Below are 23,926 nucleotides of genomic sequence, written 5' to 3'. Positions count from 1 at the left end.
GGACGTGTGACGCAAAGCGTATCGGCCGTCATGTAGCTGGCCCCCCCTTGGCAAAGTGCTCCTGCGCCTTCAAAGTGACGTTCGACGGCACGTTTTTCAAACGCGACGGTTCTTCAGTGCATCTTTCGCGCTTCGTGCCGTCGGAGTTGAGGTGATCGCACCGTTCCCATTGAGGGGATGACGCTATTCATTACCCGCCGGACCTCGGCGATCTTGCCGGTAGAGCTCCTTAGCGGGGATCCTGCATCCGGAAACAACGAAGCCGACCCTAGGTCGGCTTCGTTGTAAAGCATATCGTTGCACTTTGTCAGTAACGCATATCCTTGCACTTGCTGCAAAAATACGCTTCCTGTTTCAACTGCGTTGTTCTTTAAGGCTTTCGTGGTGGAGGAGAGGAGGATCGAACTCCCGACCTTCGCATTGCGAACGCGACGCTCTCCCAGCTGAGCTACCCCCCCAACGTGTTCTGATTCTAGCACAGCCTTAAGACCGTCTGACAAGGCCCAAAAGCTGCCTGAGGCGCATCTTATTTCGACGGCGAGCCCGCGAGAATCCAGCCAACAACCGTCTTGATATCGGCCCCGTTCATGGATCGATGCGACGGCATGGGCAGGACACCCCACACTCCACTGCCGCCGTCCCTCACCTTGGTTTCAAGCCGCGCTTGCGCCTGCGCGTCGCCCTTGTACTTCCCGGCGATCTGCTGGAACGATGGCCCGACCAGCTTGCGATCCACCGCGTGACATCCCATGCAGGCATTCTTGCGAGCGATGTTCATGGCATCGCTGGGCGAAAAAGCAGCGGGCACGTCGGCTGCGAGCGCACCCTGGCCAGTCGCTGCCATAATCGCCATCGCCATTGTGAACACAGTCGCGGTCATGGAAAGCCACCGCGTCATTTCGCTGCGGGCGCAGGATTACCCGGTTGCACAGGGGAATTCACGACCGGCGCGGGCCCCTGCCCATCGAGCGGCCTTGAGCTCACCGACGAATCCGGTACCGCGCCGACGGTCGGATCGCTATCGATAGGCGTTACCACCGGCGCGCTCGCGCCCGATGCAGCCGCGGCCGACAACGCCTGAGCATCTTCCGGCTTGATGTACTGGAATACCTTGACCACTTGCGCAACACCCGGGACCTGCGCCGCCACATTTGCACCGGCGGCGCCTTCGTCACGCGTGACCAGACCCATCAGATACACCGTGCCGCGCTCGCACACCACCTTGTAGAAGTTCGCCCGCATGTCCTTCTCACCGACCATCGCACCCTTCACGCGACTCTCGAGATAGGCGTCGTTAGTCCGCGATGACAACGAACTCGCGCCCTCAACAGCAAGTTCATTCACGATGCTGTTCACATTGTTGATGCCGCGCACCACTTCTTCGGCCTTCTGCTTCCATTGATCACTCGGTACCTCGCCGGTCAACAACACACGCCGGTTGAATACGGTCACGCTGACGTGCGCCTGATCGGGCAGGCTCTCACCAATGCGCGACTTGGCTTTCACCTGGATCTCGCGGTCCTCGGTCTGCGCGCCCAGCGTGCGCCGGTCTGTGGCGACGAGCGTGCCGCCACCCACTGCACCACCCATTGCGCCGATGACCACAAGCGGGCAACCTTGCAGGGTTAGCGCGACGCCTGACAACAGGCTCGCCAGCAACGTGGCTCTGGCTAGCGTCGACCTGACGCGTGTCTTTTTCATCAACTCGTTCCCCTTAAGAATCATTCGTCGCCCAGCAGCATCGCGTCGATGCCGTCGCACAGACAGTGAATGGTTAGCAGATGGACTTCCTGGATTCGTGCCGGCCGTTCCGACGGCACGCAGATATGGATGTCGGTATCGGCGAGCACTTCGCTGATCACGCCGCCACCCGCACCCGTCATCGCGATCACGAACATCTCGCGCTCATGCGCGGCCTGGATCGCCGAGAGCAGGTTGACCGAGTTGCCCGACGTTGAGATGACGACCAGGACGTCGCCGGCCTGCCCGAGCGAGCGGATCTGCTTCGAATAGATCTCTTCGAACGCCGAGTTATTACCAATGCCCGTGAGCGTCAGGACATTCGCGTCCAGTGCAATGGCCGGCAAGCCGGGCCGCTCGCGCTCGAAATGCCCGACCAGCGCGGACGCGAGCCTCTGTGAGTTAGCCGCTGAGCCACCGTTGCCGCACGTGAGGATTCGCGAGCCGTTGGCGAGCGCGCCGAACAGCACGTCAATGGCTGCGGCGACGGGAAAAGCAAGCGTGTCGAGTGCTTCACGATGGACTGCCGCGTTTTCGCGGAAATGTTGCTGGATACGTTCGACGGACATCGACTCTCGGTTATCGGCCGCGCATGCGCGGTAGTTCATTGACGGGTTGCTGCGATGATTTGCTTCGACGGCTTGCTGCTACGGTCTCCAAAGCCGATGCTTCACCAATTCAAACCTTGAGCTACGGTGCCTTACGGACCACGGTTCGCCGCAACGCACTCGTGCGCAGCGCTCGAACATAAGACCATAAGACCTCGATCAATCCGGCGCGCAGGCTCCGCGCAGTTTACCGCACTCGCTGTCCGCATCACTTAAGATAAGGCTGTTTTCACGACGTATCGGCGCGAAAAGCATCGCGTAACCATACGATACGGCCTGCATCGAACGCGATCACGTCGAAGCGGCACACGGGCAACGCACCGCGCCACGTCATCAGGTAGTGCTGCGCCGCGAGCACCAGCCGCCGCTGCTTATGCGCACCGATACTCACCGCCGCTGCCGCGAACTGACGGCTTCGCCGCGCGCGTACCTCCACGAATACAAGTGCACGCTGACTGCCGATCTCACGCATCACGAGATCGATTTCGCCGCCGCGACAGGCGAAATTACGGGCGACAAAACGCAGGCGCTGCCGCTGCAAATATTCAAGCGCGCGTTGCTCGAACGCGCTTCCGATCGTTTTCGACACCCCGTTCCCCAAAAAGTTGTCCCTCATCGCATGGCACAATGACGTCCTCCGCATGCCACCCGCCCTCATGACTCCACTCTCCGAATTAGCCCTTGGCCAGCAATTTCCGACCGGCGCGCTTTATATAGTCGCGACGCCGATCGGCAATGTCGCGGACATCACGGTGCGCGCGCTGCATGTGCTCGGACTTGTCGACCGGGTGGCGGCCGAGGACACGCGCAACACGTCGCAACTCCTGTCGCGCTACGGCATTTCCAAGCCGACCATCGCGGTACACGAGCACAACGAGCGCAGCGCCGCCGAGAACGTGATCGCGCATCTGCGCAATGGCGAGCGCATTGCGTGCGTGTCCGACGCAGGCACCCCGGGGATTTCCGACCCCGGTGCAAAACTGGTCGATGCCGTGCGCGAAGCCGGCTTCCCCGTGATTCCCTTGCCGGGCGCAAGCGCCCTCACCACCGCGCTCAGCGTAGCCGGCGCATGGGTTCACACGTTTTCGTTCATCGGCTTTCTTGCCACCAAACCGAAGCAGCGCGACACGCAACTGCAGTCGCTGCTCACGCACACGCCGGCACTCGTGTTCTACGAAGCGCCGCATAGAATTGTGGAAACGGTGCAGGCGCTCGAGCGTGCATTCGGTGGCGAGCGGCAATTGCTGATTGCTCGTGAGCTGACCAAGTTACATGAGAGCATCCATCGATGCACCCTGGCCGAAGGGCCAACGTGGCTCTCCGGCGATGCAAACCGGCAACGCGGCGAGTTCGTTCTCGTAGTGGAAGGCGCGCCGCAGAAGGAGGCGGCGGACGACGCCCATGATGCGTTGCTCGCGACGTTGCTGGAGGAGTTATCGGTGAGCAGCGCTGCAAGACTGGCGGCAACGTTGACGGGCGCATCGCGCAACGCGCTTTACACAAGGGCGCTGGCAATGGATAAGGCACGCGGAGAACAGAGCGAAAACGAGCAGGAATGACGACCAGGAAGGACGCGGCAAACGCGCCGTGCAATAGAAAACGGGCCGTCGAAACGGCCCGTTTTTCCTACGCAACGAGTTGACGATGATCAGTCGACTGGGTTGAGTGACGCCAGCGATTGATCTCGTGCCGCCGCCCGCGCTTCCTGCTGCGTCAAGCCTTCGATCTTCACCTTTCCGACACCCGCGCCACGCATGCCCAGTACCGCAGCTGCCGCATAAGAAAGGTCAATCACGCGGCCACGCGCGTACGGGCCGCGGTCGTTGATCTTGACGACCACTGTTTTCTGATTCGCCTCATTGGTCACACGAACCCACGAAGCAAGCGGCAATGTGCGATGCGCGGCCGTGAGCGCGTGCATGTCGTAGCGTTCGCCGCTCGCCGTCTTGCGACCGTGGAAACCGCGGCCGTACCAGGAGGCGCGACCTTGCTGCTGGAAGTCGCTGACATCGGGTCCGGCGGTGATGGGCTCCGCGTTTGCAAGCGAGGAAGTGTCAGACGAATTGCCTGCTGACGACGGCAGCGTGTTCAGCCGGGAGTCATAGGCGAGCGGTGCTGCGAGGCGCGCCGGACCTCGGCCCGAGTTCGCAGCGTTGTTTGCGGTGCTCAACTGCGACCCGGTTTTCAGCGCACTGGCCTGATCGCTGGCGCTTGGCGGCATGGCGCAACCGGTGAGGATTGCGAAGACCAAAAGACTCCCGAGACGTCGGGTTAGTCGTACATTCATAGACGTGTATCAACGGTTAGAGCCGCCTCAACCATCCGGCAAAACGCGGACGTGCGTAGGCAGCTCAAGGCTTTCCGCGCAAAGGTACGCGCCGCTCGAAAAGTCGAACGGCGAGCCAGTGCTCGGGTGCGGCGTACCTCGCCACAAATGCCCGGTTAGTTTTCACGTCTGGCGCAACCTGTCCCCGGCAGCCTGACCAGACCCCACATGCCGCCATCGAACGTGGATCACACATTCTTGCGCGCTCAACTGCGCAGGAACGGCGGCGTAGGCCCCATCCAGCGTAACGGCAGCTAAGGCCGTTGGCAGGTGCATCGCACCTGGCTGGACAAGACGTGTACATCGGCCGAAACCGATGCTTGATTGCGATTTCGAAGCATCTCTGCTCCGAATTGCGTACTTGATGACAATTGTAAAAACGCGCTACTCGTGTTTCTTATTGCCCATTGATGGCATGCTCAAACCATGCACAAGTGGCCCGATTATACCTAAACACACTGACGAGCCGCCCGGAGATCAACAAAATGTTACTCATTTTCTCCGTTGGCGTAAAAATTGCGATTCCCGCCTGTTTTTTGAGCACAGCTAGACCGTTCGGCTAACGCCCGGCGCGCTACCGCAGCGCCGGTTTTCGCCCGTTACAATGGACGTTTTTACACGTCCCGGTTGCCTAGCCATGAAGGTCACCCTTATTCCAGTGACACCATTTCAGCAAAATTGTTCGATCGTTGTGTGCGAGACAACGGGCCGCGCAGTCGTCGTCGATCCAGGTGGCGAAGTCGAGCGGATCATCAGCGCAATCGGACAACTCGCAGTGAGCGTCGACAAGGTGCTGCTCACGCACGGGCATCTGGATCACTGCGGGGGAGCAAAGGCGCTCGCGGATCACTACGGCGTAGAGATCCATGGGCCGCACGCCGAAGACGCTTTCTGGATCGAACAGTTACCGGCTCAAAGCAAACGCTTCGGCTTCGGCGACGCGCAGGCCTTCACGCCCGACCGGTGGCTGCAAGACGGCGACTCGGTTCAGTTTGGCGATGAAACCATGGAGGTCTATCACTGTCCCGGACATACACCGGGCCATGTGATCTTCTTCAGCCGCGTCAATCGCATGGCGTTGGTCGGCGACGTGCTGTTCGCGGGCTCGATCGGCCGTACCGATTTTCCGCGCGGCAACCACTCGGACCTTGTGCGCTCCGTGCAGGAAAAGCTTTGGCCACTGGGCGATGACGTCACGTTCGTACCGGGCCACGGTCCAACGTCCACGTTCGGCCATGAACGCCGCACCAACCCGTTTGTCGCTGACCGGATGACCGCATGAGCACCGCCATTCCTGAAATCTATGTCAGCACGGACGTCGAAGCTGATGGACCTATCCCCGGCCCGCACTCCATGCTGAGTTTTGCGTCGGCGGCCTACACGGAACACAAGGAGCTGATCGGCACGTTCTCAGCCAATCTCGAGACACTGGAAGGCGCGGCGCCTCACCCAATTCAGGCCGCCTGGTGGAAAACACAGCCCGAGGCGTGGGCCGCCTGCCGGACCGACCTGCAGCAACCGCTCACTGCATTGCGCGCCTACGTGGAATGGGTCGAGGCATTGCCCGGCAAGCCAGTGTTCGTTGCGTATCCGGCGGGTTTCGACTTCACTTATATGTTCTGGTACATGATGCGTTTCGCTGAACGCTGCCCGTTCTCATGGTCGGCACTCGACATCAAGACGCTCGCATTCGCGCTGACCGATCTGCCCTACCGGAAGGCGATCAAACCGCGTTTGCCGAAACACTGGTTCGACGAACTTCCGCACACTCACGTTGCGCTAGATGACGCCGTTGAACAAGGTGCCCTTTTCTGCAACATGCTGGCCGAATTGCGGACTCAACGGACGCTGCTGGCGTCGCTGAAAGCGGCTGGTGAAACGCCGGACGACACTGACATCGAAGGACAAAACGCGCAGTCTGGGCGTTGAGTTAGGCAATATTGCTCACGCTGGGCGTTTGACATTGCGCTTCCTTTCTGCCGCCTCTACTATTGGAGTTGGTAGCGACCGAAAGGAGGCGCAGTTGACTCTCGACACGTTTTCACAAAAAATCCTGCGACTTCTGCAACTGGACGCCCGCCGTTCGGTTCAGGAGATATCCGACCAGGTCGGGCTTTCGAGCACTCCGTGCTGGCGGCGTATCAAGGACATGGAGCAATCGGGCGTGATCCAGCGGTACACCGCGTTGCTTGATCGCGAAAAGCTTGGCTTGCATGTCTGCGCGCTCGCTCATATTCATCTCACGCGCCACACAGAAGGCGGTGTCGAGCAATTCGAACGCGAGATCATCACGTGCCCGGAAGTCACCGAGTGCTACAGCACCACGGGCGAGGCCGATTACATCCTTAAGATTGTCGCGCCGGATATCAAGTCGTATGACGCTTTTCTCCATGACCGCATCTTCAAGATTCCTGCAGTCGCGCAAGTCCGGACCAGCGTGGTCCTTCGCGAAATCAAATTCGATACACAATTACCGCTTTGAAACAGCTTTCAATTGACTGAATGCCGACGCCCTAGTCAGGGCGTGAAAGGCCGGTCGATTCAGTAATGACGATGCCCGAAATGTTTCTTACTGGTCGCATAAAGCGAATCTCGCGTGCGCCGAGTTTTCGCTTGAGCGCGTCAAAATCGCAGCGTCCCAGACCGGCCAGTTGATCGTCGCTTAAGTCAGCGGAAAACGTCACGTCGATATCGAATCCGCTGCTAAGATAATGCAGATTCAACGCGTTGTACGTGAGACCATGAGGCTCCAATACAGTGCTTATGGCATCGCTGACAGCCGAACGCGTCGGCATTCTGCCCGGCAGTGGGTTGATTTCGTCATTTTCCGGATCGACGTGAATCAATGCATCCACAATATAGGTATTCGTCAACAAGCGCGCTCGCGCCAATTCTGCAATGTAGTGACCCTCTGAAACTGAAATGAGGGGATCGACGAGAATATGCGCGTCGACAATGGCGAGATCGCCCATTTTCCGCGTCCGCAATTCATGCACGTCGCAAACACCCGGCGTGCTGCTCAACAGCATGCGTAACTTCTCGGTTTCGTCGTGATCCAGTGCGCGATCAGACAAATCCTGCAAAGCGTCCCATCCGAAAGTCCAACCCATTCGCGCGACCATAAAACCGACGATTGCGGCGGCGATAGGATCCAGCAAACGCCAGCCGGCCATACTCCCAATAATGCCGATAGCGACGACCAACGACGAGGCCGCGTCCGAACGAGCGTGCCACGCATTTGCGATCAGTAGTGCCGACCTCACGCGTTCGGCCGCGCGGAGCATATAGCGGAACAATAACTCCTTGGAAATCAGAACGATCACCGCGACAATCAGTGCACTTGCGTGAACCTCGGGGATGTCCTGAAGATTGGTAATACGTTCTCCTGCTCGCCATAACATCCCGACGCCGACAGCAATTAAAAGCGCACCGAGAAATAATGAAGCGACTGTTTCATAGCGGCTGTGGCCATAATTGTGATCGTCGTCAGGCGCAGCGGTGCTATGCCGATTGGCCAGGAGCACGATGAAGTCCGACACCAAGTCGGACAGTGAATGAATCCCGTCGGCAATCAGAGCCTGGGAATGCGCAAACACGCCGACGACAATCTGCGCCGCCATCAGCACAGAATTCACCGCGATACTCGAGAAGGTTGTTTTGCGGGCTACGTCCTGCTTTTCTGCGGCGCGCGCCGTTGATTGCGACATGTCATCACTCGAAGTCATCGTTCGACGAATTTTACCAAGCCGCGCTGCAGCATATTCGCTTAAAACGAGAAAACCTTATAAAAATCATCTATTTAAGTTACATATGACCTGTTCTCGGCCGTCACCTTGAATATCGTCGCAATACCGGGCCGGCGGTTATTTCAACCGCATCGGCTATCGGCCGGCCGCCGCGCAGGCGAAAAAAAACCGCACCGTTTAATGGTGCGGTTTTTTCAAACAATCTACATCTCACTTCTGGATCAGGAAGTTGTCACGCTCTTGACCGGCAATCCACTTCGGCGGCTTGCCGCGGCCCGACCACGTGCTACCGCTGTCCGGGTCGCGATACTTCGGTGCAACGCCCGCACGCGGACGCGCGGCGTTTTTCAAATTCTTGCCGCCGCGGCCACCTGCCAATTCAGCAAGCGTGATCCCGTAGTCGGTCATTTTCTGCTTGATTTCATTGAGAACTTCGGCATATTCCCGCGACTTCGCTTCTTCAATTTGTCGTTCGAGATTTTCGCGCTGCGCGAGAAGTTCCTTGTAAGACGGCATGATCTTTTCCTTGTGGTTTGCAGTGTACGAGTCGTCGCCCGTTCCGGTTATAACGTTAAGCCTCTCAATGAATCGCAGATTAACACAACTAGGATTCTGCGCACGTTTCTACGCTGTCGATTTAAATCAGTTCAGCCGAACGGCTGTCCGTAACAATTTGTGATGTCTTGTAAAAGCTGCCGAAACCACGCATTCATCTTACTTACATCGTTAAATTAACCCACAAAGTCTTTCATGAAATGAAAATAACACGAAACATATCGGCTAAAACTTCCATCCCGTGCGAGCTTGCCCGAACATTCTCACGCCGTAACGCTATCTCGTAAATTGAGCGACATAAAGACACGCATTGGGTGATCAGAAGTTCAGACAATCACCTATGCCGTTCAATACAATCGATCAATGCGGCATTGAGTTCTGCACGGGTTTGTTTCGGTTTATCAAAGGTGAAACGATTGCGCGCTCCGGGAGTCCGCAAATCGCAACCATATTTGTCTATCCCCATTAGTTCGAGCTCCGCCGGTCGCGCGGGAGAATCGGCAAATAATTCCAGCAACCGAAGCTCATTCTGCTCGGATAACGGTTCGAGTGGATCAAGCGCCGTAGCATCCAGCCAACCCATTGCACCAAAGCCGCCTATATACCTCATGCGTTCGAGCGACATGATCCAGAACGTGAAGTCACCCAATTCAAGATAACGGGCAGCATCCGGGTGATATCTGAGATAACGGCGCGCCAGTTCATCTACCGATTCAGGCGGCGCCGGAGAAAACGAGCCGAGCATGGTAAGACGCTGTCCTTCGAGAATGGCATCGCTGGCCGTTTGGGTAATCAAAAAACCCGCCCGCGCGTCCACTTGCAGATTGCGCGTATGTTCAGCCAGATGGCTAATGAGCACCATTGGCACGTGACGGGAAGTCGGCGCGAACGGTAATGCGGTCGGATAAGGAAAACCGCGCGGCTCACGCGAGTGCGTGGCAAGCGTGCCGTGCGGCACTTGATGCAACAGATGCAACGGAGCATGCGACGGGATATTCAAAGCGGGACCTCACGAGAGACTGACCAGCAACCATGCAAGCGAACTAAATAAGAGCAGCGAACGGCCTTTGCGATCTTAAAGCACTAAAACCAGGTCCGTCCGCAACCCGATAGAATTGAAAGCTTCGCCGGCCAACGAAAGGACCGGCCGTTGAAACAAGCAAGCAAAGAGAGCAATTTCTTGTCCGAATCTGTCTCAAGTGCCCGTGCCGTCGGGCACGACACCCCGAGCGCCGCGCATCGGCGGCTTCCCGTGGCAAAACGCGAGCGTGCGCGCTACGCGACCATGGCCGTGTTTTTCATCGCCGGGATGCTTTACGCCTCCTGGGGCGTGCACGTGCCCACGGTGCGCGACAAATTTCACCTGAGTTCCGGAACGCTGTCCATCGCGCTCCTGGCGGTTGCCGTCGGATCGATTGTCGCGATGCTCACCAACGGTCCGTGGATCACGCGCGTCGGCACTCGCCGCGCGTGCCTGGCCGGCGGTATCGGCATGACGATTTGCGGGGCGCTGATCCTGGCCGCACCGTTCTACTGGCTGCTGCTCGTCGTGCTGGCGCTGTTCGGCTTCAGCATGGCCACGCTCGATGTCGCGATGAACGCGGAAGCCAGCGCCGTTGAAGAAGCGCTTGAGCGGCCCATCATGTCGTCGCTGCACGGCATGTTCAGTGTCGGCGGGATGGCCGGCGCGGCCGCCGGCGGCGCGCTGCTCGCGCACGGCATGCCGCCAGAGGCGCATCTCGCGCTGGCGTCGGTGGTTAGCGTGATCGTTCTGCTGGTGTCCATGCCCGCCGTGCTGCCCCACGTCCCTCACACGGACGGTGTCCATGGCGGGTCGTCGTCGAATCGCTGGCGCTCAAGGGCCTTGTGGGCGCTCGGCGGCATGGCGTTGGTCGCGTTGATCGCTGAAGGGGCCATGTACGACTGGGCAACGGTCTACATGCGCGACGTTGTGCTCGCCACGCCCGCGTTGTCCAGCACGGCCTACGCGGCCTTCACCGGCGGCATGGCGGCCGGGCGTTTTGGCGGCGATGCGGTGCGTGCCCGCTTCGGCGCGCCTCAGCTCATCTTCGCGAGCGCGGCGCTGGCGTTTATCGGCATGGTGGCGGCGCTGTTACTGCCTGACGCGCTCGTCACGCTCGCAGGTTTCACGCTGATGGGGCTCGGACTCGCGAACATGATGCCGGTGCTGTTCGCCGCGGCGGCGCGTGTACAGGGCGTAAGCCCTGCTGAAGGGCTCGCGCAGGTTGCGGGGCTGGCTTACTTCGGCTTGCTGTTCGGGCCGGTGCTGATAGGCGGTGTAGCGCAGTTGAGCACGTTGCCGGTCGGGTTATCGGTGGTTGCGGCATGCGCAGCCCTGATCGCGCTCGTGGGACCGAGAATCATGAAGCAGTTGAAGCTGTGACCTGACAGTGCTGCAGTCGCTGGATTGCACACGCGAACCGGCCACGAGCGCCAATCATTCGATAAGCATTGGCCAGTATTAGCCAAATCGCCACGCAAAAAAAACGCGCCGACCGAAATCAGCGCGTTTTTCAACAATCAAATCATCGAGGACGGTCTTCGTCGAAACATCACGACGCCGACCGCCCGCGGCAATTACATCTTGACCACGTCCAGCAGCGTCTTCTTGCCTGCCTTGTAGTCGTACAGCGAGATCACGCCGTGCTTCAGGTCGCCCTTCGAGTCGAAGGTCGTTTCGCCGATCACACCCTTGTAATCCGTATTCGGCATAGCTGCCAGAATCTTCGCCGGATCGGTGGAGTTGGCGCGCTTCATAGCATCGACAATGATGTACACCGCGTCATACGTGAACGGAGCGTAGATCTGGATCGGCTGACCAAAACGCTTCTGGAACTTGGCTGCGAATTCCGCGCCGCCCGCCATCTTTTCGAGCGCCATACCGGCTTCCGAGCAGACGATATTGTCGGTTGCATCGCCAGCAAGGGTCGACAACTGGTCGGTACAAACACCGTCGCCCGCCAGAACGCGTGCGCGCAGGCCAAGTTGCTTGGCTTGCTTGGCGAACGGGCCGCCAGTGGCGTCCATGCCGCCGTACATGATCGCGTCAGGATTTTCGCCCTTGATCTTCGTCAAAATCGCGCGGAAGTCGACAGCCTTGTCGTTGGTCGCATCGTGCGACATCACGTTCATGCCGAGCGACTTGGCGGTCTTTTCGAACTCGTTCGCGAGACCTTGGCCGTAAGCGGTCGAGTCGTCGACAATCGCGACGCTCTTCAGCTTCAGGTCCTTGGACGCATAGTTAGCCAGTGCCGGACCTTGTTGTGCGTCGGTTGCCACAACGCGATACGTCGTCTTGAAGCCTTGTTGCGTGTACACCGGGTTCGTTGCCGACGGCGAAATCTGCACGATGCCAGCATCGCTGTAGATCTTCGAAGCCGGGATCGAGGTGCCCGAATTCAGGTGGCCAACCACGGCGACGACTTTATCGTCGACGAGTTTCTGCGCCACTTGAGTAGCCGTACGCGGGTCAGCCGCGTCGTCTTGTGCGTCGAGTTGAAGCGTGATCTTCTGGCCGCCGATCGTCAGACCCTTGGCATTGATTTCTTCAACTGCGAGGCGCGCGCCGTTTTCGTTGTCCTTGCCCAGGTGGGCAATACCGCCGGTCAACGGTGCAACGTGACCGATCTTGACGACCTCGTCGGCCGTAGCGGTTGTTGCCATCGAGGCGAACATTAGCGCTGCAGCGCTGATAGGCAACAGTTTGTGAAGCTTGGTGTTCATGTAAGTCTCCAGTTTCGGTCCCAAAAACAACGGTGTCGCCCTGTGCTCCGTCTCGTCACGTTTCGCTCAGCCCCGTGGACGACCACGCCGGATGCATCGTCATGCACTTGGCTCGTACTTCCGCAGGCCGTTTATGACGACCAGCATCCGCACTGCGCGCAAGTGTAGGGTTGTCAAATTAATTTGGGGAAGTTTTTTAAGCTAGTGGTGTGACTACTAATAAGAGAGGTGTTGAGAAGCTATTGAAAGTGTGCTGGTGCAGTGCGGAAAGGTCCTGTTCATGCGGTTCTTCAGCGGATTGGCACTTTCCGCCAAGTGCGCGTTCGCGGCATTCCAGAGGCAACGCTTTAGTTTTAGCCAGCCGGGCCGTTATTATCCGGTCCGCTTGTTTCAAGTCAATTGCGCGAGTTAAGAACTCGGTTAAGGACTCAGATAAGCGCTGGGGTTAGTACTCGGTTTAGCTATTAACTAGTCGCCGCTTTAAAGCCTCAGGCCGGGCTCCATGACGACTGCGGAAAGTTGCAGAAACACTTCTGAAAACGCGCCGCCGCGTGCATTTCCTACAGCCGCTTTACAGCCCGCGCCCTTGCCGGCAAGGCGCATGGAATGGTGGCACACTCTTCGGTTGCGGTTCCGCCCCTATCGTCGCTTATCATTTCGCCCCACCCATTCAGGCATCAGCCAGGAGCTTCATCATGACCGTGACATCCCGCTGGATCGACATTCCTTCAAACGGCGACACCTTCCAGGGCTATCTCTCGTTGCCCAAAGGCGGCAAAGGCCCGGGCGTCGTCATCATCCAGGAAATATTCGGCGTGAACTCGCATATCCGCGCCGTGGCCGATCAATACGCGGCCGATGGTTACGTCGCGCTCGCACCGGACATCTTCTGGCGCGTCCAGCCGCGTGTGGAACTCGGCTATGACGGCGCGGACCGCGAGAAAGCAATGGAAATCTACGGCAAACTCGACGTGGCGCATGCAGTGGCCGATGTCACCGCCACCGCCGCCGCGCTGCGCGCATTGCCGGAAGTCACGGGCAAGGTCGCGGGTGTCGGTTATTGCCTCGGCGGCCGGCTGGCGTATTTGTCCGCCGCACAAGGTGCGTTCGATATCGCCGTGGCCTACTACGGCGGTGGCATCCAGAACGAGCTCGACGAGGCCGACAAGATCAAGGTGCCGATGCAATTCCACTACGGCGCGCTCGATGCCCACATTCCGTCTGCCGCCGTCGACTCGGTCAAGCAGCGCTTCGCGGGCAAGGACGCTCAGGTCCACGTGTACCCGGGCGCCGATCACGGCTTCAATTGCACGGATCGCGCATCGTACAATCAAGCGGCGTCGGCACTGGCGCACGGCCGCACACTGACGTTCCTCGGCGAGCATTCCTGACTCGGCGCACAACGCCGCGGACTGCACGGTTGGCCGCCTGAGAAGACGGGATACAACCGCATCAAGTAGGGGGAGCCTTGCAGTCCAAGTATCTCGACTACGACGCGATCGGCCTGGCCGAGCTCGTGCGCAGCGGCCAGGTCAGCGCGCGGGAATTGATCGATACGGCAATCACGCGGGCCGAAGCCGTCAATCCGGCGCTCAACGCCATTGTCCTGAAGGACTATCAGGCGGCTCGCAACCGCGCGAGCCGTGGCGGACGCGACGGTTCCGGCACCTTGGGCCAAGGTCCGCTCGCGGGTGTTCCCTACCTCATCAAGGATCTGGGCGCGCCGGTCGCGGGTTTGCGGATGTCCATGGGCTGCCGCCATTTCCAGCATTTCACGCCCACTGAAGATTCGCCGATCGTCGCGCGCTCGAAGCAGGCCGGGCTCAACATTTTCGGCAAGACCAACACGCCTGAAATCGGCCAGATGCCGTATACCGAACCCGAGTTGTTCGGCCCGGCGCGCAACCCGTGGGGACTCGATTACACCACCGGCGGTTCCAGCGGAGGCGCCGCAGCGGCGGTCGCGGGCGGCGTCGTCCCGCTCGCGCACGCGGCGGATGGCGGCGGGTCGATCCGCATCCCGGCGTCGTGTTGCGGGCTGTTCGGCTACAAGCCATCCAACGATGTCCAGCCGCAACCGCTGCCCGCACCCGGCGATTTAGCGGTGGATCATGCCGTGTCGCGCAGTGTCCGCGATAGCGCCCTGCTACTCGATCTCACGTCGTCCGGGCAACCGGGCGCTTTCTTCCGGGCCGTCCGCGAGCCGTGCGGGCCGTTGCGCATCGGCTATATGGAAGAGCCGCAGCTTGCGGGGGCGTTATCGGCGGATGTAAAAACCGCTCTCGACGATGCCGCCAGGCTTGCTGAATCACTGGGTCACCACGTAGAGCCGGCGTCTTTCGGGCTCGACTTCGGCGCCCTCGCTCATGCGTTCCTCGTGATGTGGTCGGTGCTGGCAGAACAGATTGTGCTGCACGCCGATCGCATCAGTGGTCAGAAGCCCAAACGCGCTGATTTCGAGATTGCGTCATGGACGATGGCGCATATCGGCCGGAGGATTGGCGAGCGCGATCTGCCTGCAGCGCTGGAAACTCAGCGTCAGTTCAAGGCGCAGATGGCTGCGTTGATGACACGATATGACGTGTTGTTGACGCCCACGCTCGCTGCCGCGCCGTTCAGAATCGGCGCCAAGCAGCCGACCCAATTCGAGCGTTTCCAGATGCAGGTGCTCTCGACGTTTCCGGTTGAAACGTTGTTGCGGCGGATGTTGTCGGTTTCTGCGAAGAAGGCGTTTGACTGGGCCGGTTGCACGGAGCTTTTCAACTTTACCGGTCAGCCGGCGATGTCCGTGCCGCTCTACTGGAACGCCCGCGGCATGCCGATCGGCGTGCAGTTCGCGGGGCGCATAAACGACGATGCCACGTTGTTCCGGCTGGCAATCCAGCTAGAGGCCGCGAGGCCGTGGTTCGCCCGCCGCCCGGCGTTGATGGCAGCGAGGTGAAGGATTGGCGGATTGGCGGGTTGGCGTTAGCTCAAGCGCACGAAAACCTAGCCTGAGCGCTTGGAAAAGCGGTAATGCGCGACGCCCCATTCGTTGCCGCCGGCATACCCGAACAACTCGGCCACCGCCATATAGAACATGCGCCAGCGCTGAAACCAGATGCCGGCGTTCGCCGCGCCGTAAGTCTGGATCATCAGCGGCATCAATTCGCTGCGCGCCGCGTCCAGATTCGCCAGCCAGTGATTGGCCGTCTTTTCATAATGCGCGCCGCTCACCCACCATTGACGGTCGACGGTGAGATCGTCCTGGAAATGCAGCAGCAGCGCCTCCGATGGCATCGTCCCGCCCGTGAAAAAGTACTTCGACATCCAGTCGCTGCAGTCCTTCACCTCGAAGTGATACGCCAGCGTGCGATGCGCGAACACATGCACAAAAAGCTTGCCGTCCTCGCCCATCCAGCCTGAGATCTTGTTCAGCAACAGCCGATAGTTCTTCATATGCTCGAACATCTCGATCGACAACACGCGGTCGAAGCCATTGCCGAGCAACGCCGGATCGAATTGATAATCGACGATATTCCCCGTCACCACGCTCAGATTGGTTATGCCGCGCGCAGCCGCCTCGCTCTCGATAAACTCGCGTTGCCCCCGCGAATTCGATAACGCCACGATCTGCGAGCGCGGATAATTTTCCGCCAGCCACAACGAGAGCGAACCCCAGCCGCAACCGAGATCGAGGACGCGCTGGCCGTCGGTGAGTTGCGCGCGGACCGCGTATTCCTCAAGCATGGCGCGCTCGGCCTGATCGAGCGTTTCCGTTCCCGTCCGATACAAGCAGCACGAATACTTCAGGTGCTCGCCCAAATGCCCCTGGAAAAACGCCGCCGGCACCTCGTAGTGCTGCGTGTTCGCGGCTTGCGTTTCGATCGCGATCGGGCTTGCCCGCAGTTCATCGACCAGGCGATTAAAGCGCTTCGAACGCGCTTCGCCGTCGTCAATACCTTCATCGCGCAGGCGCTGTTTCATCAACCGGCGCATCCCGAAGCGCACGAGCGAATCCGGAAGCCGGCCGCGCTCGCACCGGTCAATCAGCCAGCTCTGCGTCGGCACTTCTTCTTGTGGTTTTTCTTGTGGTTCTGACATAACCGCTCGCGATGGCAGATCGCTCATGTGGAAACTCCCCGCTATTATTATTTAAGGATGACGCGGCGGCCATGGAATCAATGCACTGGTGGTACGCATATAGTCGGCGTATCCCGCGCGCTTTTTAGCCGATTCCGCTTCAATCATGGGTACGCCCGAGACTTTCATCAGCAGCCACGCCATCAGCACGGGCGGCAACAGCATGGCGAAAATCCACACGCCAATGCCGATTGCGAGCGGGATGTACGCGACCCAATGCACGCACTCGAAGAAGTAGTTCGGGTGCCGTGAATAACGCCACAAGCCCGCGCGGCAGACGTTACCGTGATTCGACGGGTCCGCTTTGAACACGCGCAACTGATAGTCGGCGAGCGCTTCGCCCGCAATCGAGATCAGCCAGATCACCACCGCCAACGCGACCCAGGCAGCGCCCGGCGGCGTTGCGCGATAGGCCGGTACGAAAAACGCGAGCGACAGCAGCATCGAAATCATGACTTGCATCTGGAAGAACCAGAACATTTTCTTGTTCGCGTCGGCGCCCCATTGCTCGCGGAACCGGTGATAGCGGGGATCTTCCGCGTGACCGGCATTGCGCTTCCACAGATGCAGACCAAGCCGAATGCCCCAGGCGAAGCCGCCAGTTCCAACTACGACCCGCGTAGGCGGATCGCCCTCGGCGAGTATTGCGATCAGCACCGCGACCACGCCGAGCGACATCGCCCAGATGGGATCGACCATCCCGGCATTCTTCGATTTAATTTGCCACGCCCAAACCGCCGTGAAAACAACGATAAGCGCGATAAAAACGATAACGGCAACGGTGAGCGGCGGCATGAAGTCCTCGATGTCGATTTTTTGTTCAATGAATATCGGTGGCATCGGCTGGTGAGCGATTGCAACTAAGACTCGGACTACGACTTATAGGCTACTTACGCACGTTATCCTCCGGCGGATGCGCCGACACAAGGTAGCCAAGCGATAAGTGGAAGCAAAGCAAGCGTCGACGTTCAGAACGAACGCGAGCATAAGATATTCCCGGCGAGAAACGGGAATGCAGGGAACGCAGGAACGGTGCGTCTTTCGACGCCCTGTTCCCGGTCAACCAAGCGTGGAAGTTAAAGACTCAAAGCCGAAGCCTTGACTCCACTTTACTCGCCGCGCAAATCGGTCCATCGGACTGCTAAACCAGCGCCGGCAATCCTTCCACCAGCAAAAACGCAAGCAGCACGCCGAGCAGCGCGCCAAATACGCGCAGTGTGTTTTTCCGGAATTGCGTGGCGCACGGTACAGCGCCGAGGAAAAGAATGCCAGCGAGCGCCATCGGGATAATCAGGATGAAGTCGCCGATCGTGAAGTAGGTGTTCATACTCGTCTCCCATCGTTCGTGCTCAGCGTCCACCTGGCTGCGTGAGACGTCGCACTGTCGATTTGAGTATAGGCCGTTGTTTAGGCTTTATTTGTGCCGCTTTCCGCAAACGTTGGCGAAGATCAACGAAACGCCTTATGGGGCGAGGCTTTCCGGCCAGATGTTTTAAGCGGATGCGGAAAAACCCTCACACGCCAATGTTTACAAAAAACCTTCATTACATCCGTTCGTGCGTCTAAGCGATCAAGCGCTCATGTGATGCTCTTGCCGGCGCAAATATTCCGCCCCGCCCAAACCGATGAATAGGAGAACGAATACGAAGCCACTTACGCCCGGCCAGCCGGCGATAGTCCAGAAGTGGCCGCCCCATGAACCCAGCACGCTGGAGCCGATGTAATACGCGAGCAGATAGAGCGCGGCTGCCTGACCTTTCGGGCCTTTCGCCAACCAGCCGATCCACCCGCTTGCGACCGAATGACCGGCGAAAAACCCGAACGTCATGCATGCAATACCGGCAATCACCACGGGCAGCGAACTCGACAATGTCAGCGCCACGCCAAAGATCATCAACAGCAGCGCGGCGATCAGGACGCGGCCACGGCCAAATATATCGGCCATTTTTCCGGACCAGGGTGATGCCACCACGCCCGTCAGATACACCACGAAGATTGCGCCAATTTCCGTCTGGCTCAGGTTGAACGGCGCCGCGATCAATCGATACCCAACGTAGTTATAAAGCGTCACGAAGCTGCCCATGAGCACGAAGCCCATCAGGATCACGCAACGCAAGCCGCGGTTTTTCAGATGCCCGGCCAGCGCCGTCCGATGATGGCGAAATCCCATTCCGGCGCGTGGCACGAAACGTCGAGACGGCGGCAGGAGCGCACGAAACGCCAGCGTGGCGAGCAGCCCAAGCACCCCGATTCCGCCGATAGCCACGCGCCACGAGAAAAAATCCGCGAGAATCCCGCTGATCACTCGCCCGGCCATTCCGCCGATTGCCGTGCCGCCGACGTAGAGTCCCATCGCGAGGCCGAGGCCGTCGGGATGCACTTCCTCCGCGAGATACGCCATGGCGACGGCCGGTACGCCGCCGAGCGCGAGACCTTCGAGCGCACGCACGAACAACAGCGCATGCCAGCTCGGCAAGAACGCCACGATGATCGTCAGCAACGACGAAGCCGTCAGCGACAGCGTCATCAACCGGTGCCGGCTCCAGCCCTCTGAAACAAAGCCGGCGATGAAAATCGCCACGGCGAGTGAAGCCGTCGTCACCGATACCGACAGCGCACTTTCCGCCGGACTCACGCCGAACGTTTTGGTGAACTCAGGGAGGAGCGGCTGCACACAGTAAAGCAGCGAGAAGGTGGCGTAGCCTGCAAACAGCAAGGCAATCGCCGCGTGCCAGTAAGCACGCGATCCACGTTCGAGATAGGGCAAGGGATCGGGGGAAAGCGAGGAGGGCGAAGCTGACCGGGACGGCGCCGGCGATGAAGTCACAAGTGGATCTCCGGTGGCGAAGGGCATAACAATACCGTGATCGTCAGGGTTTTGCCGGAGACCGCGCCGAGCGCTTTCAATCGACTTTCGAAAAGCGGCTGGAATGCGAATACGTTGTTTCCACGCGATGCAAGTTTTCGACCCACGCGAATTGATGCGCTAAAGTAGAACATCGTTTCAGCCGAAATCATCGGAACACGACTGCAATTTGCAGGCATTCGAGGAATTTACGCGCGGCACTTCAGTTTCGTGCACAGGGCCTCACGCGCCTGTGCTTCATGCAGAACCGGCCGGCACGCGCACTGTTTTGCCGGCACACCTCGGGGAGTCATCATGCAAATCGGTTCAATCGTTCGCTCCGTCCATATTGCGGTGCCACAAGGCGCACGCGGGATTGTCATGCGGATTCTCGGCGACATGGCCATGGTCGCCTGGTACGCGGATGAACCCGGTACGTCGGAGCTGCTAAACACGGAACCGTTCTTCCTCGAAGACCTGATCGATACCGGCGAACTCGTTCGTCCGAACAACGCGCTCATGCATTGAGGAATTAGCGCGTTTCAGAACGTTGTTTCGCCGTAACCGCGCATCGCTGATGCTTCCCCCCGCGATGCGCGTCACAATGCAGGGATGAACTCGAACCATTCCGATGCATCGCGCGCGTCCGGAGACAATCTGTCTTTCTCCGGCGACGACGCTAATCTCCCGCCTCCGCCTTTCGCCGATCTCACGCCCGAGCGTGTGCTCGATGCGCTCGACAGCGTCCTGGTGCCGCTTGGCGAACGCACCGACGGCGGCATGCTCGCGCTTAACAGCTACGAAAATCGTGTGTATCAGGTTGGCATGGAAGACGGGCCACCGATGGTCGCGAAGTTCTATCGGCCGTTGCGCTGGTCCGACGACGCCATTCTCGAAGAGCACGCTTTCGTTTCGACGCTTTATGAGCGCGAGATTCCGGCGGTACCGGCACGCGTGCTGAATGGCGCGTCGCTGCATACCTTCGAGGGTTTCCGGTTCTCCATCTTTGAACGGCGCGGCGGGCGTGCGCCGGATATCGACCGGCCGGAGACGCTGGAATGGCTTGGGAGGTTTATCGGCCGGATTCACGCAGTCGGGCAGATCAAGCCGTACGTGGAACGGCCAGCGCTTGATATCCAGACCTTTGGATACGAACCGCGCGAGTTTTTGCTGACACACGGATTTGTGCCGAAGGACGTACGGGAAGCGTATGAGACCGTGGTGAAGATGGCGCTGGAAGGTGTCGAGCGATGCTACGAGCGAGCCGGCGATGTCAAAAGCATTCGGTTGCACGGGGATTGTCATCCAAGCAACGTATTGTGGACTGATGCCGGTCCGCATTTTGTCGATTTCGACGATAGCCGCATGGCGCCCGCTATCCAGGATTTGTGGTTGCTGCTGCCGGGCGACCGCCCGGAGGCATCGCGTGCGCTGGGTGATTTGCTGGCCGGGTACGAGGATTTCTGCGATTTCGAGCCACGCGAGCTGCATCTGGTCGAAGCGTTGCGCACGTTGCGGCTGATTCATTACGCGGCGTGGCTGGCACGTCGATGGAACGATCCCGCGTTTCCCGCCGCGTTTCCGTGGTTCAACACCCAGCGGTATTGGGAAGACCGGATTCTTGAGTTGCGCGAACAGGTCGGCGCGATGGAAGAAGGGCCGCTCTGGCCGGTTTGACGGGCTTTCGGCGATCGTTCGTTCGCCGATGGCTGTTCACCGCAGCCGGCGCGCCCCTCCTGCGCCGGCCGCGTAATGGGACTTAATGGGACTTAATGGGACTATTGAAGATTTTTAACGTCCGTGTAATGATAACAATTCTCATTTGAAAGCTTGACTCCGCCGATGCGCTTGTTGGTCGCTCGTTGGCGCCTTGTTGGCCGTATTGGTGAGAAATCCATCCGCAGCATCCCCTTATTCGCTATGCCCTCTGGAGAGACGCGTGAACGCGCCTGAAACTTTTGAACCCGCGTCCAACGTGACCACGATGCCGTACGCGCCGCACGGCCGCCGCCTTATCGACGACGCCGAACAGTTCGCTCGGAAACAACGCTCGCGCCGCGCAACCTTCATCAAATGGCTACGCAAGGTGCATGGCTGGGTCGGTTTGTGGGGCGCCGTGCTGGGGCTGTTGTTCGGGACGACGGGTTTTCTGCTGAATCATCGCGCCGGTCCGCTGAAGATTTCGAGCGGAGAACCGCAAGTTTCTCAAATGCAAATGGCCGTGCCCGCGAAGGGCCTCAAGTCGCCGATGGAACTTGGCAAGTGGCTCAAGCAGGAACTCAAGCTCGACGGCAATATCGGCCGGCCGAAACGTGAAGCGGCACATCCGGTTGGCTGGGGCGATCAGAAGACCATGCAGCCGGAGTTGTGGACGGTGGCGGTGGCGTCGCCGGGCGGGTCGGTATCGGCGGAATACTGGGTGGGGAACGGGTTTGTATCGGTGAAGAAGAGCGAGAACAGTTTTCTCGCGACCATGAGCAATCTGCACAAAGGCGTGGGGTTGAGCGTGGGCTGGGTGCTGCTCATCGATACGCTTGCCGGCAGCATTATTCTGCTGTCGCTGACGGGTGTGTTGCTGTGGACCGAGTTGAATAAACGCAAGACGGTGGGCGCGGTGATTGTGATGGCGTCGATTGTCGCGATGGTTTGTCTGGGGTTGATGTGAGGGCTTCGGTCCTCAATTGCGCTGGTGCTTGAATGTGGAACCCCGCGAAAACGCGGGGTTTTTTGGGTTTTGGGGATTCGGATTCTTTTAGTTCCTCCTCGACCGCTTCGCTATGTCGGTGATGGACTGCGGTGATTTGGCGCGCGAATGCTTGGAGTGGTTGGCGAATTGATCGAAAGAAGTGAGAAGTCGAGTAATGCCAATCGGGCGATGGAGCAGTCGTATGAGCGGCGCAATGAGAATGATTGCTCTATACAACTAACGACTCCCGCTTTCGTCCTCGACGATTTTTTACCTATTGCTTAGAACAGTCGCGAGGTCGTCAGTTAATATCGCGGCGAATGGTGGCAATCGCCCGTACGTTCATGGCAGCAACGTTGTGTCGGTGTCCGCGAACCGTAAGCGACCAGGGTTTTGCGGGCAGGTTCGCAGAAAGTAGCGTTGCGTTGATTTTGTTGCATTTTTTGGGGTGCGGAAAGCACCGCCCTTTCAGGGTAAGAACCACGAGTTAGATGGGATGGAGTCGCGCTCTCATGGGCGCGTGGATTGAAACGTTGCGCGCATGGTCTGCGCCTAGACCTATGTTCTTGTCGCGCCTTCACCGGCGCGCGGATTGAAACTTTTATAGTGATGAGAAGCTGCGCGGCGGTGAAAGAGTCGTGCCTTCACGGGCGCGTGGGTTGAAACAACCGGGAAAAGGAAGTCATCGCCGGGCGTAACGTCGCGCCTTCACGGGCGCGTGGATTGAAACGCCTGCCGGATTTTTGACCGGCGTATCCAGCACAGTCGCGCCATCACGGCGCGTGGATTGAAACGAGGGAGTTGCCATCTACAACTTGCTGCGTCAGTACGTCGCGCCTTCACCGGCGCGTGGATTGAGATTTTGTAGGTCGGTCCACGCTGGCATCGAAAAGAGGTGGCTCCGTCACAAGCGCACGAATCACAACAATTATTACATTTCAAACCGAATTTTAAGATGACGCTGATATTAAGCTCCCTCGAATACGGGCTGATCAGCGACATAGCGGCAACCTAAGCCGCTCGATTTCAATCGATCGCGACGCCCACTAATAATCTCAGAGGCGACGCTCGTGACTCGAGTTTTCCACGCACACTCAACGCCGAATCCGGACGAAAGCGGCTGGCAGACGCTCTCGGATCACCTCAACGCAGTGGGTCAACTCGCGGCGCAATCCGCGAAACACTTCGGCACATCCAAACTCGCAGAAACTGCCGGAAAACTCCGCGATATTGGTAAGTACACCGATTCATATCAAAAGCGCGTTCGTGGCGGACCGCGCGTAGGCCAGGCAACGTGGGGCATGAAGATCGCCTACGACCAGTACGGACCGCTTGGAAGAGTAATGGCTTACGCCAGTGCCGAGCCGAAATATGGCACGCAATTCATGCAACTTATTGCCATGAATCTACACAGCGACCGACATGGTTTGCAGCTTGGCGAGTCCGCGCTTCTCGACGCGGCCAGGTTCATTTACTAAACCTATTTTCAGATCGGTTTAATCAGCCCGATGTGGAGGAGCGAGCAACAGCAGAAACCGATCACGTATCTCATCG

General features: G+C 59.0%; 24 protein-coding genes and 1 tRNA gene. 11 read left to right on the top strand and 14 right to left on the bottom strand.

Annotated elements, in window-relative coordinates; all coding sequences use genetic code 11:
• Positions 1-382 precede the first annotated feature (382 nt).
• From ACSQ8V_RS00620 to ACSQ8V_RS00600, 5 genes are all read right to left on the bottom strand, one after another.
• Positions 383-458: transfer RNA gene (locus ACSQ8V_RS00620), tRNA-Ala, on the bottom strand.
• Between the two features lie 68 nt (positions 459-526).
• Positions 527-880, bottom strand: coding sequence for a c-type cytochrome (locus tag ACSQ8V_RS00615; protein WP_436204596.1), 354 nt, complete (start codon positions 878-880; stop codon positions 527-529).
• Between the two features lie 14 nt (positions 881-894).
• Positions 895-1,701: a BON domain-containing protein gene (locus ACSQ8V_RS00610; protein WP_436204595.1), complete on the bottom strand. Its 807-nt coding sequence runs from the start codon at positions 1,699-1,701 to the stop codon at positions 895-897.
• A 20-nt stretch (positions 1,702-1,721) separates the two neighbouring features.
• Positions 1,722-2,309, bottom strand: a complete 588-nt coding sequence (locus ACSQ8V_RS00605; RefSeq protein ID WP_031357032.1) for an SIS domain-containing protein — start codon at positions 2,307-2,309, stop codon at positions 1,722-1,724.
• Positions 2,310-2,577: 268 nt separating this feature from the next.
• The gene (locus ACSQ8V_RS00600) at positions 2,578-3,006 is read right to left on the bottom strand and encodes a YraN family protein (RefSeq protein WP_436204594.1); all 429 of its coding nucleotides are present in this window, start codon (positions 3,004-3,006) and stop codon (positions 2,578-2,580) included.
• On the opposite strand from ACSQ8V_RS00600, the gene rsmI reads away from it, so the two are divergent.
• A complete protein-coding gene (rsmI, locus tag ACSQ8V_RS00595; RefSeq protein ID WP_436180564.1) occupies positions 3,005-3,907 on the top strand; it encodes a 16S rRNA (cytidine(1402)-2'-O)-methyltransferase in 903 nt (300 codons plus the stop codon). The two genes, ACSQ8V_RS00600 and rsmI, sit on opposite strands and share 2 nt — an antisense overlap.
• An 89-nt stretch (positions 3,908-3,996) precedes the next feature.
• On the opposite strand, the gene ACSQ8V_RS00590 is transcribed toward rsmI, so the two are convergent.
• On the bottom strand, positions 3,997-4,635 hold the full coding sequence (locus ACSQ8V_RS00590) for a septal ring lytic transglycosylase RlpA family protein (RefSeq protein WP_436204593.1): 639 nt from the start codon (positions 4,633-4,635) through the stop codon (positions 3,997-3,999).
• Positions 4,636-5,311: 676 nt separating this feature from the next.
• Here ACSQ8V_RS00590 and ACSQ8V_RS00585 point away from each other — a divergent pair.
• The 3 genes from ACSQ8V_RS00585 to ACSQ8V_RS00575 all read left to right on the top strand — a co-directional run bounded on the left by ACSQ8V_RS00585 (position 5,312) and on the right by ACSQ8V_RS00575 (position 7,156).
• Positions 5,312-5,956, top strand: coding sequence for an MBL fold metallo-hydrolase (locus ACSQ8V_RS00585; RefSeq protein WP_436204592.1), 645 nt, complete (start codon positions 5,312-5,314; stop codon positions 5,954-5,956).
• Complete coding sequence (locus ACSQ8V_RS00580; protein WP_436180561.1) at positions 5,953-6,603, top strand: exonuclease; 651 nt, start codon at positions 5,953-5,955, stop codon at positions 6,601-6,603. The genes ACSQ8V_RS00585 and ACSQ8V_RS00580 overlap by 4 nt, the downstream gene beginning before the upstream one ends.
• Positions 6,604-6,697: 94 nt before the next feature.
• Positions 6,698-7,156, top strand: coding sequence for an Lrp/AsnC family transcriptional regulator (locus tag ACSQ8V_RS00575; protein WP_062168666.1), 459 nt, complete (start codon positions 6,698-6,700; stop codon positions 7,154-7,156).
• Between the two features lie 31 nt (positions 7,157-7,187).
• Here the strand turns inward: ACSQ8V_RS00575 and ACSQ8V_RS00570 are convergent, their stop codons facing one another.
• From ACSQ8V_RS00570 to ACSQ8V_RS00560, 3 genes are all read right to left on the bottom strand, one after another.
• Entirely contained in the window at positions 7,188-8,381 is a 1,194-nt protein-coding gene (locus ACSQ8V_RS00570) for a cation diffusion facilitator family transporter (protein WP_436204591.1), read from the bottom strand.
• 249 nt (positions 8,382-8,630) lie between these two features.
• Positions 8,631-8,936, bottom strand: a complete 306-nt coding sequence (locus tag ACSQ8V_RS00565; protein WP_060817484.1) for an H-NS histone family protein — start codon at positions 8,934-8,936, stop codon at positions 8,631-8,633.
• A gap of 373 nt (positions 8,937-9,309) precedes the next feature.
• On the bottom strand, positions 9,310-9,975 hold the full coding sequence (locus tag ACSQ8V_RS00560) for a HugZ family protein (RefSeq protein WP_213764621.1): 666 nt from the start codon (positions 9,973-9,975) through the stop codon (positions 9,310-9,312).
• A gap of 180 nt (positions 9,976-10,155) precedes the next feature.
• Between ACSQ8V_RS00560 and ACSQ8V_RS00555 the strand changes: the two genes are divergently transcribed.
• A complete protein-coding gene (locus ACSQ8V_RS00555; RefSeq protein ID WP_436204590.1) occupies positions 10,156-11,379 on the top strand; it encodes an MFS transporter in 1,224 nt (407 codons plus the stop codon).
• 194 nt (positions 11,380-11,573) lie between these two features.
• On the opposite strand, the gene ACSQ8V_RS00550 is transcribed toward ACSQ8V_RS00555, so the two are convergent.
• Positions 11,574-12,719, bottom strand: coding sequence for a branched-chain amino acid ABC transporter substrate-binding protein (locus ACSQ8V_RS00550; protein ID WP_213764620.1), 1,146 nt, complete (start codon positions 12,717-12,719; stop codon positions 11,574-11,576).
• Positions 12,720-13,414: 695 nt separating this feature from the next.
• Here ACSQ8V_RS00550 and ACSQ8V_RS00545 point away from each other — a divergent pair.
• Together ACSQ8V_RS00545 and ACSQ8V_RS00540 are read left to right on the top strand one after the other, a co-directional pair.
• Entirely contained in the window at positions 13,415-14,110 is a 696-nt protein-coding gene (locus ACSQ8V_RS00545; protein ID WP_213764619.1) for a dienelactone hydrolase family protein, read from the top strand.
• 77 nt (positions 14,111-14,187) lie between these two features.
• A complete protein-coding gene (locus ACSQ8V_RS00540) occupies positions 14,188-15,660 on the top strand; it encodes an amidase (RefSeq protein WP_436180558.1) in 1,473 nt (490 codons plus the stop codon).
• Positions 15,661-15,707: 47 nt separating this feature from the next.
• Here ACSQ8V_RS00540 and ACSQ8V_RS00535 read toward each other — a convergent pair whose 3' ends face one another.
• From ACSQ8V_RS00535 to ACSQ8V_RS00520, 4 genes are all read right to left on the bottom strand, one after another.
• On the bottom strand, positions 15,708-16,802 hold the full coding sequence (locus tag ACSQ8V_RS00535) for an SAM-dependent methyltransferase (protein ID WP_436204589.1): 1,095 nt from the start codon (positions 16,800-16,802) through the stop codon (positions 15,708-15,710).
• A gap of 51 nt (positions 16,803-16,853) precedes the next feature.
• Positions 16,854-17,636 (bottom strand): DUF1295 domain-containing protein, encoded by a 783-nt coding sequence (locus ACSQ8V_RS00530; protein WP_436206566.1) that lies wholly within the window; start codon positions 17,634-17,636, stop codon positions 16,854-16,856.
• Between the two features lie 346 nt (positions 17,637-17,982).
• On the bottom strand, positions 17,983-18,168 hold the full coding sequence (locus ACSQ8V_RS00525; protein ID WP_213764616.1) for a hypothetical protein: 186 nt from the start codon (positions 18,166-18,168) through the stop codon (positions 17,983-17,985).
• 243 nt (positions 18,169-18,411) lie between these two features.
• On the bottom strand, positions 18,412-19,695 hold the full coding sequence (locus ACSQ8V_RS00520) for an MFS transporter (protein WP_436204588.1): 1,284 nt from the start codon (positions 19,693-19,695) through the stop codon (positions 18,412-18,414).
• 306 nt (positions 19,696-20,001) lie between these two features.
• Here ACSQ8V_RS00520 and ACSQ8V_RS00515 point away from each other — a divergent pair, with 306 nt between their 5' ends.
• The 4 genes from ACSQ8V_RS00515 (at position 20,002) to ACSQ8V_RS00500 (ending at position 23,850) form a co-directional block, all read left to right on the top strand.
• Positions 20,002-20,214 carry a hypothetical protein gene (locus tag ACSQ8V_RS00515; RefSeq protein WP_213764614.1) on the top strand — a complete coding sequence of 71 codons (213 nt, stop codon included), beginning with the start codon at positions 20,002-20,004 and terminating at the stop codon, positions 20,212-20,214.
• A gap of 84 nt (positions 20,215-20,298) precedes the next feature.
• On the top strand, positions 20,299-21,363 hold the full coding sequence (locus ACSQ8V_RS00510) for a serine/threonine protein kinase (protein WP_436204587.1): 1,065 nt from the start codon (positions 20,299-20,301) through the stop codon (positions 21,361-21,363).
• A gap of 262 nt (positions 21,364-21,625) precedes the next feature.
• Positions 21,626-22,351, top strand: coding sequence for a PepSY-associated TM helix domain-containing protein (locus ACSQ8V_RS00505; protein WP_213764612.1), 726 nt, complete (start codon positions 21,626-21,628; stop codon positions 22,349-22,351).
• A 1,091-nt stretch (positions 22,352-23,442) separates the two neighbouring features.
• Positions 23,443-23,850 carry a hypothetical protein gene (locus tag ACSQ8V_RS00500; RefSeq protein WP_436204586.1) on the top strand — a complete coding sequence of 136 codons (408 nt, stop codon included), beginning with the start codon at positions 23,443-23,445 and terminating at the stop codon, positions 23,848-23,850.
• Positions 23,851-23,926: the final 76 nt, after the last annotated feature.

The sequence above is a fragment of the Caballeronia sp. LjRoot31 genome, assembly GCF_964253885.1.
Classification (GTDB): Bacteria; Pseudomonadota; Gammaproteobacteria; order Burkholderiales; family Burkholderiaceae; genus Caballeronia.
The sequence above is the reverse complement of the archived record's forward strand: the minus strand, read 5'-3'. Positions and strand labels throughout refer to the sequence as shown.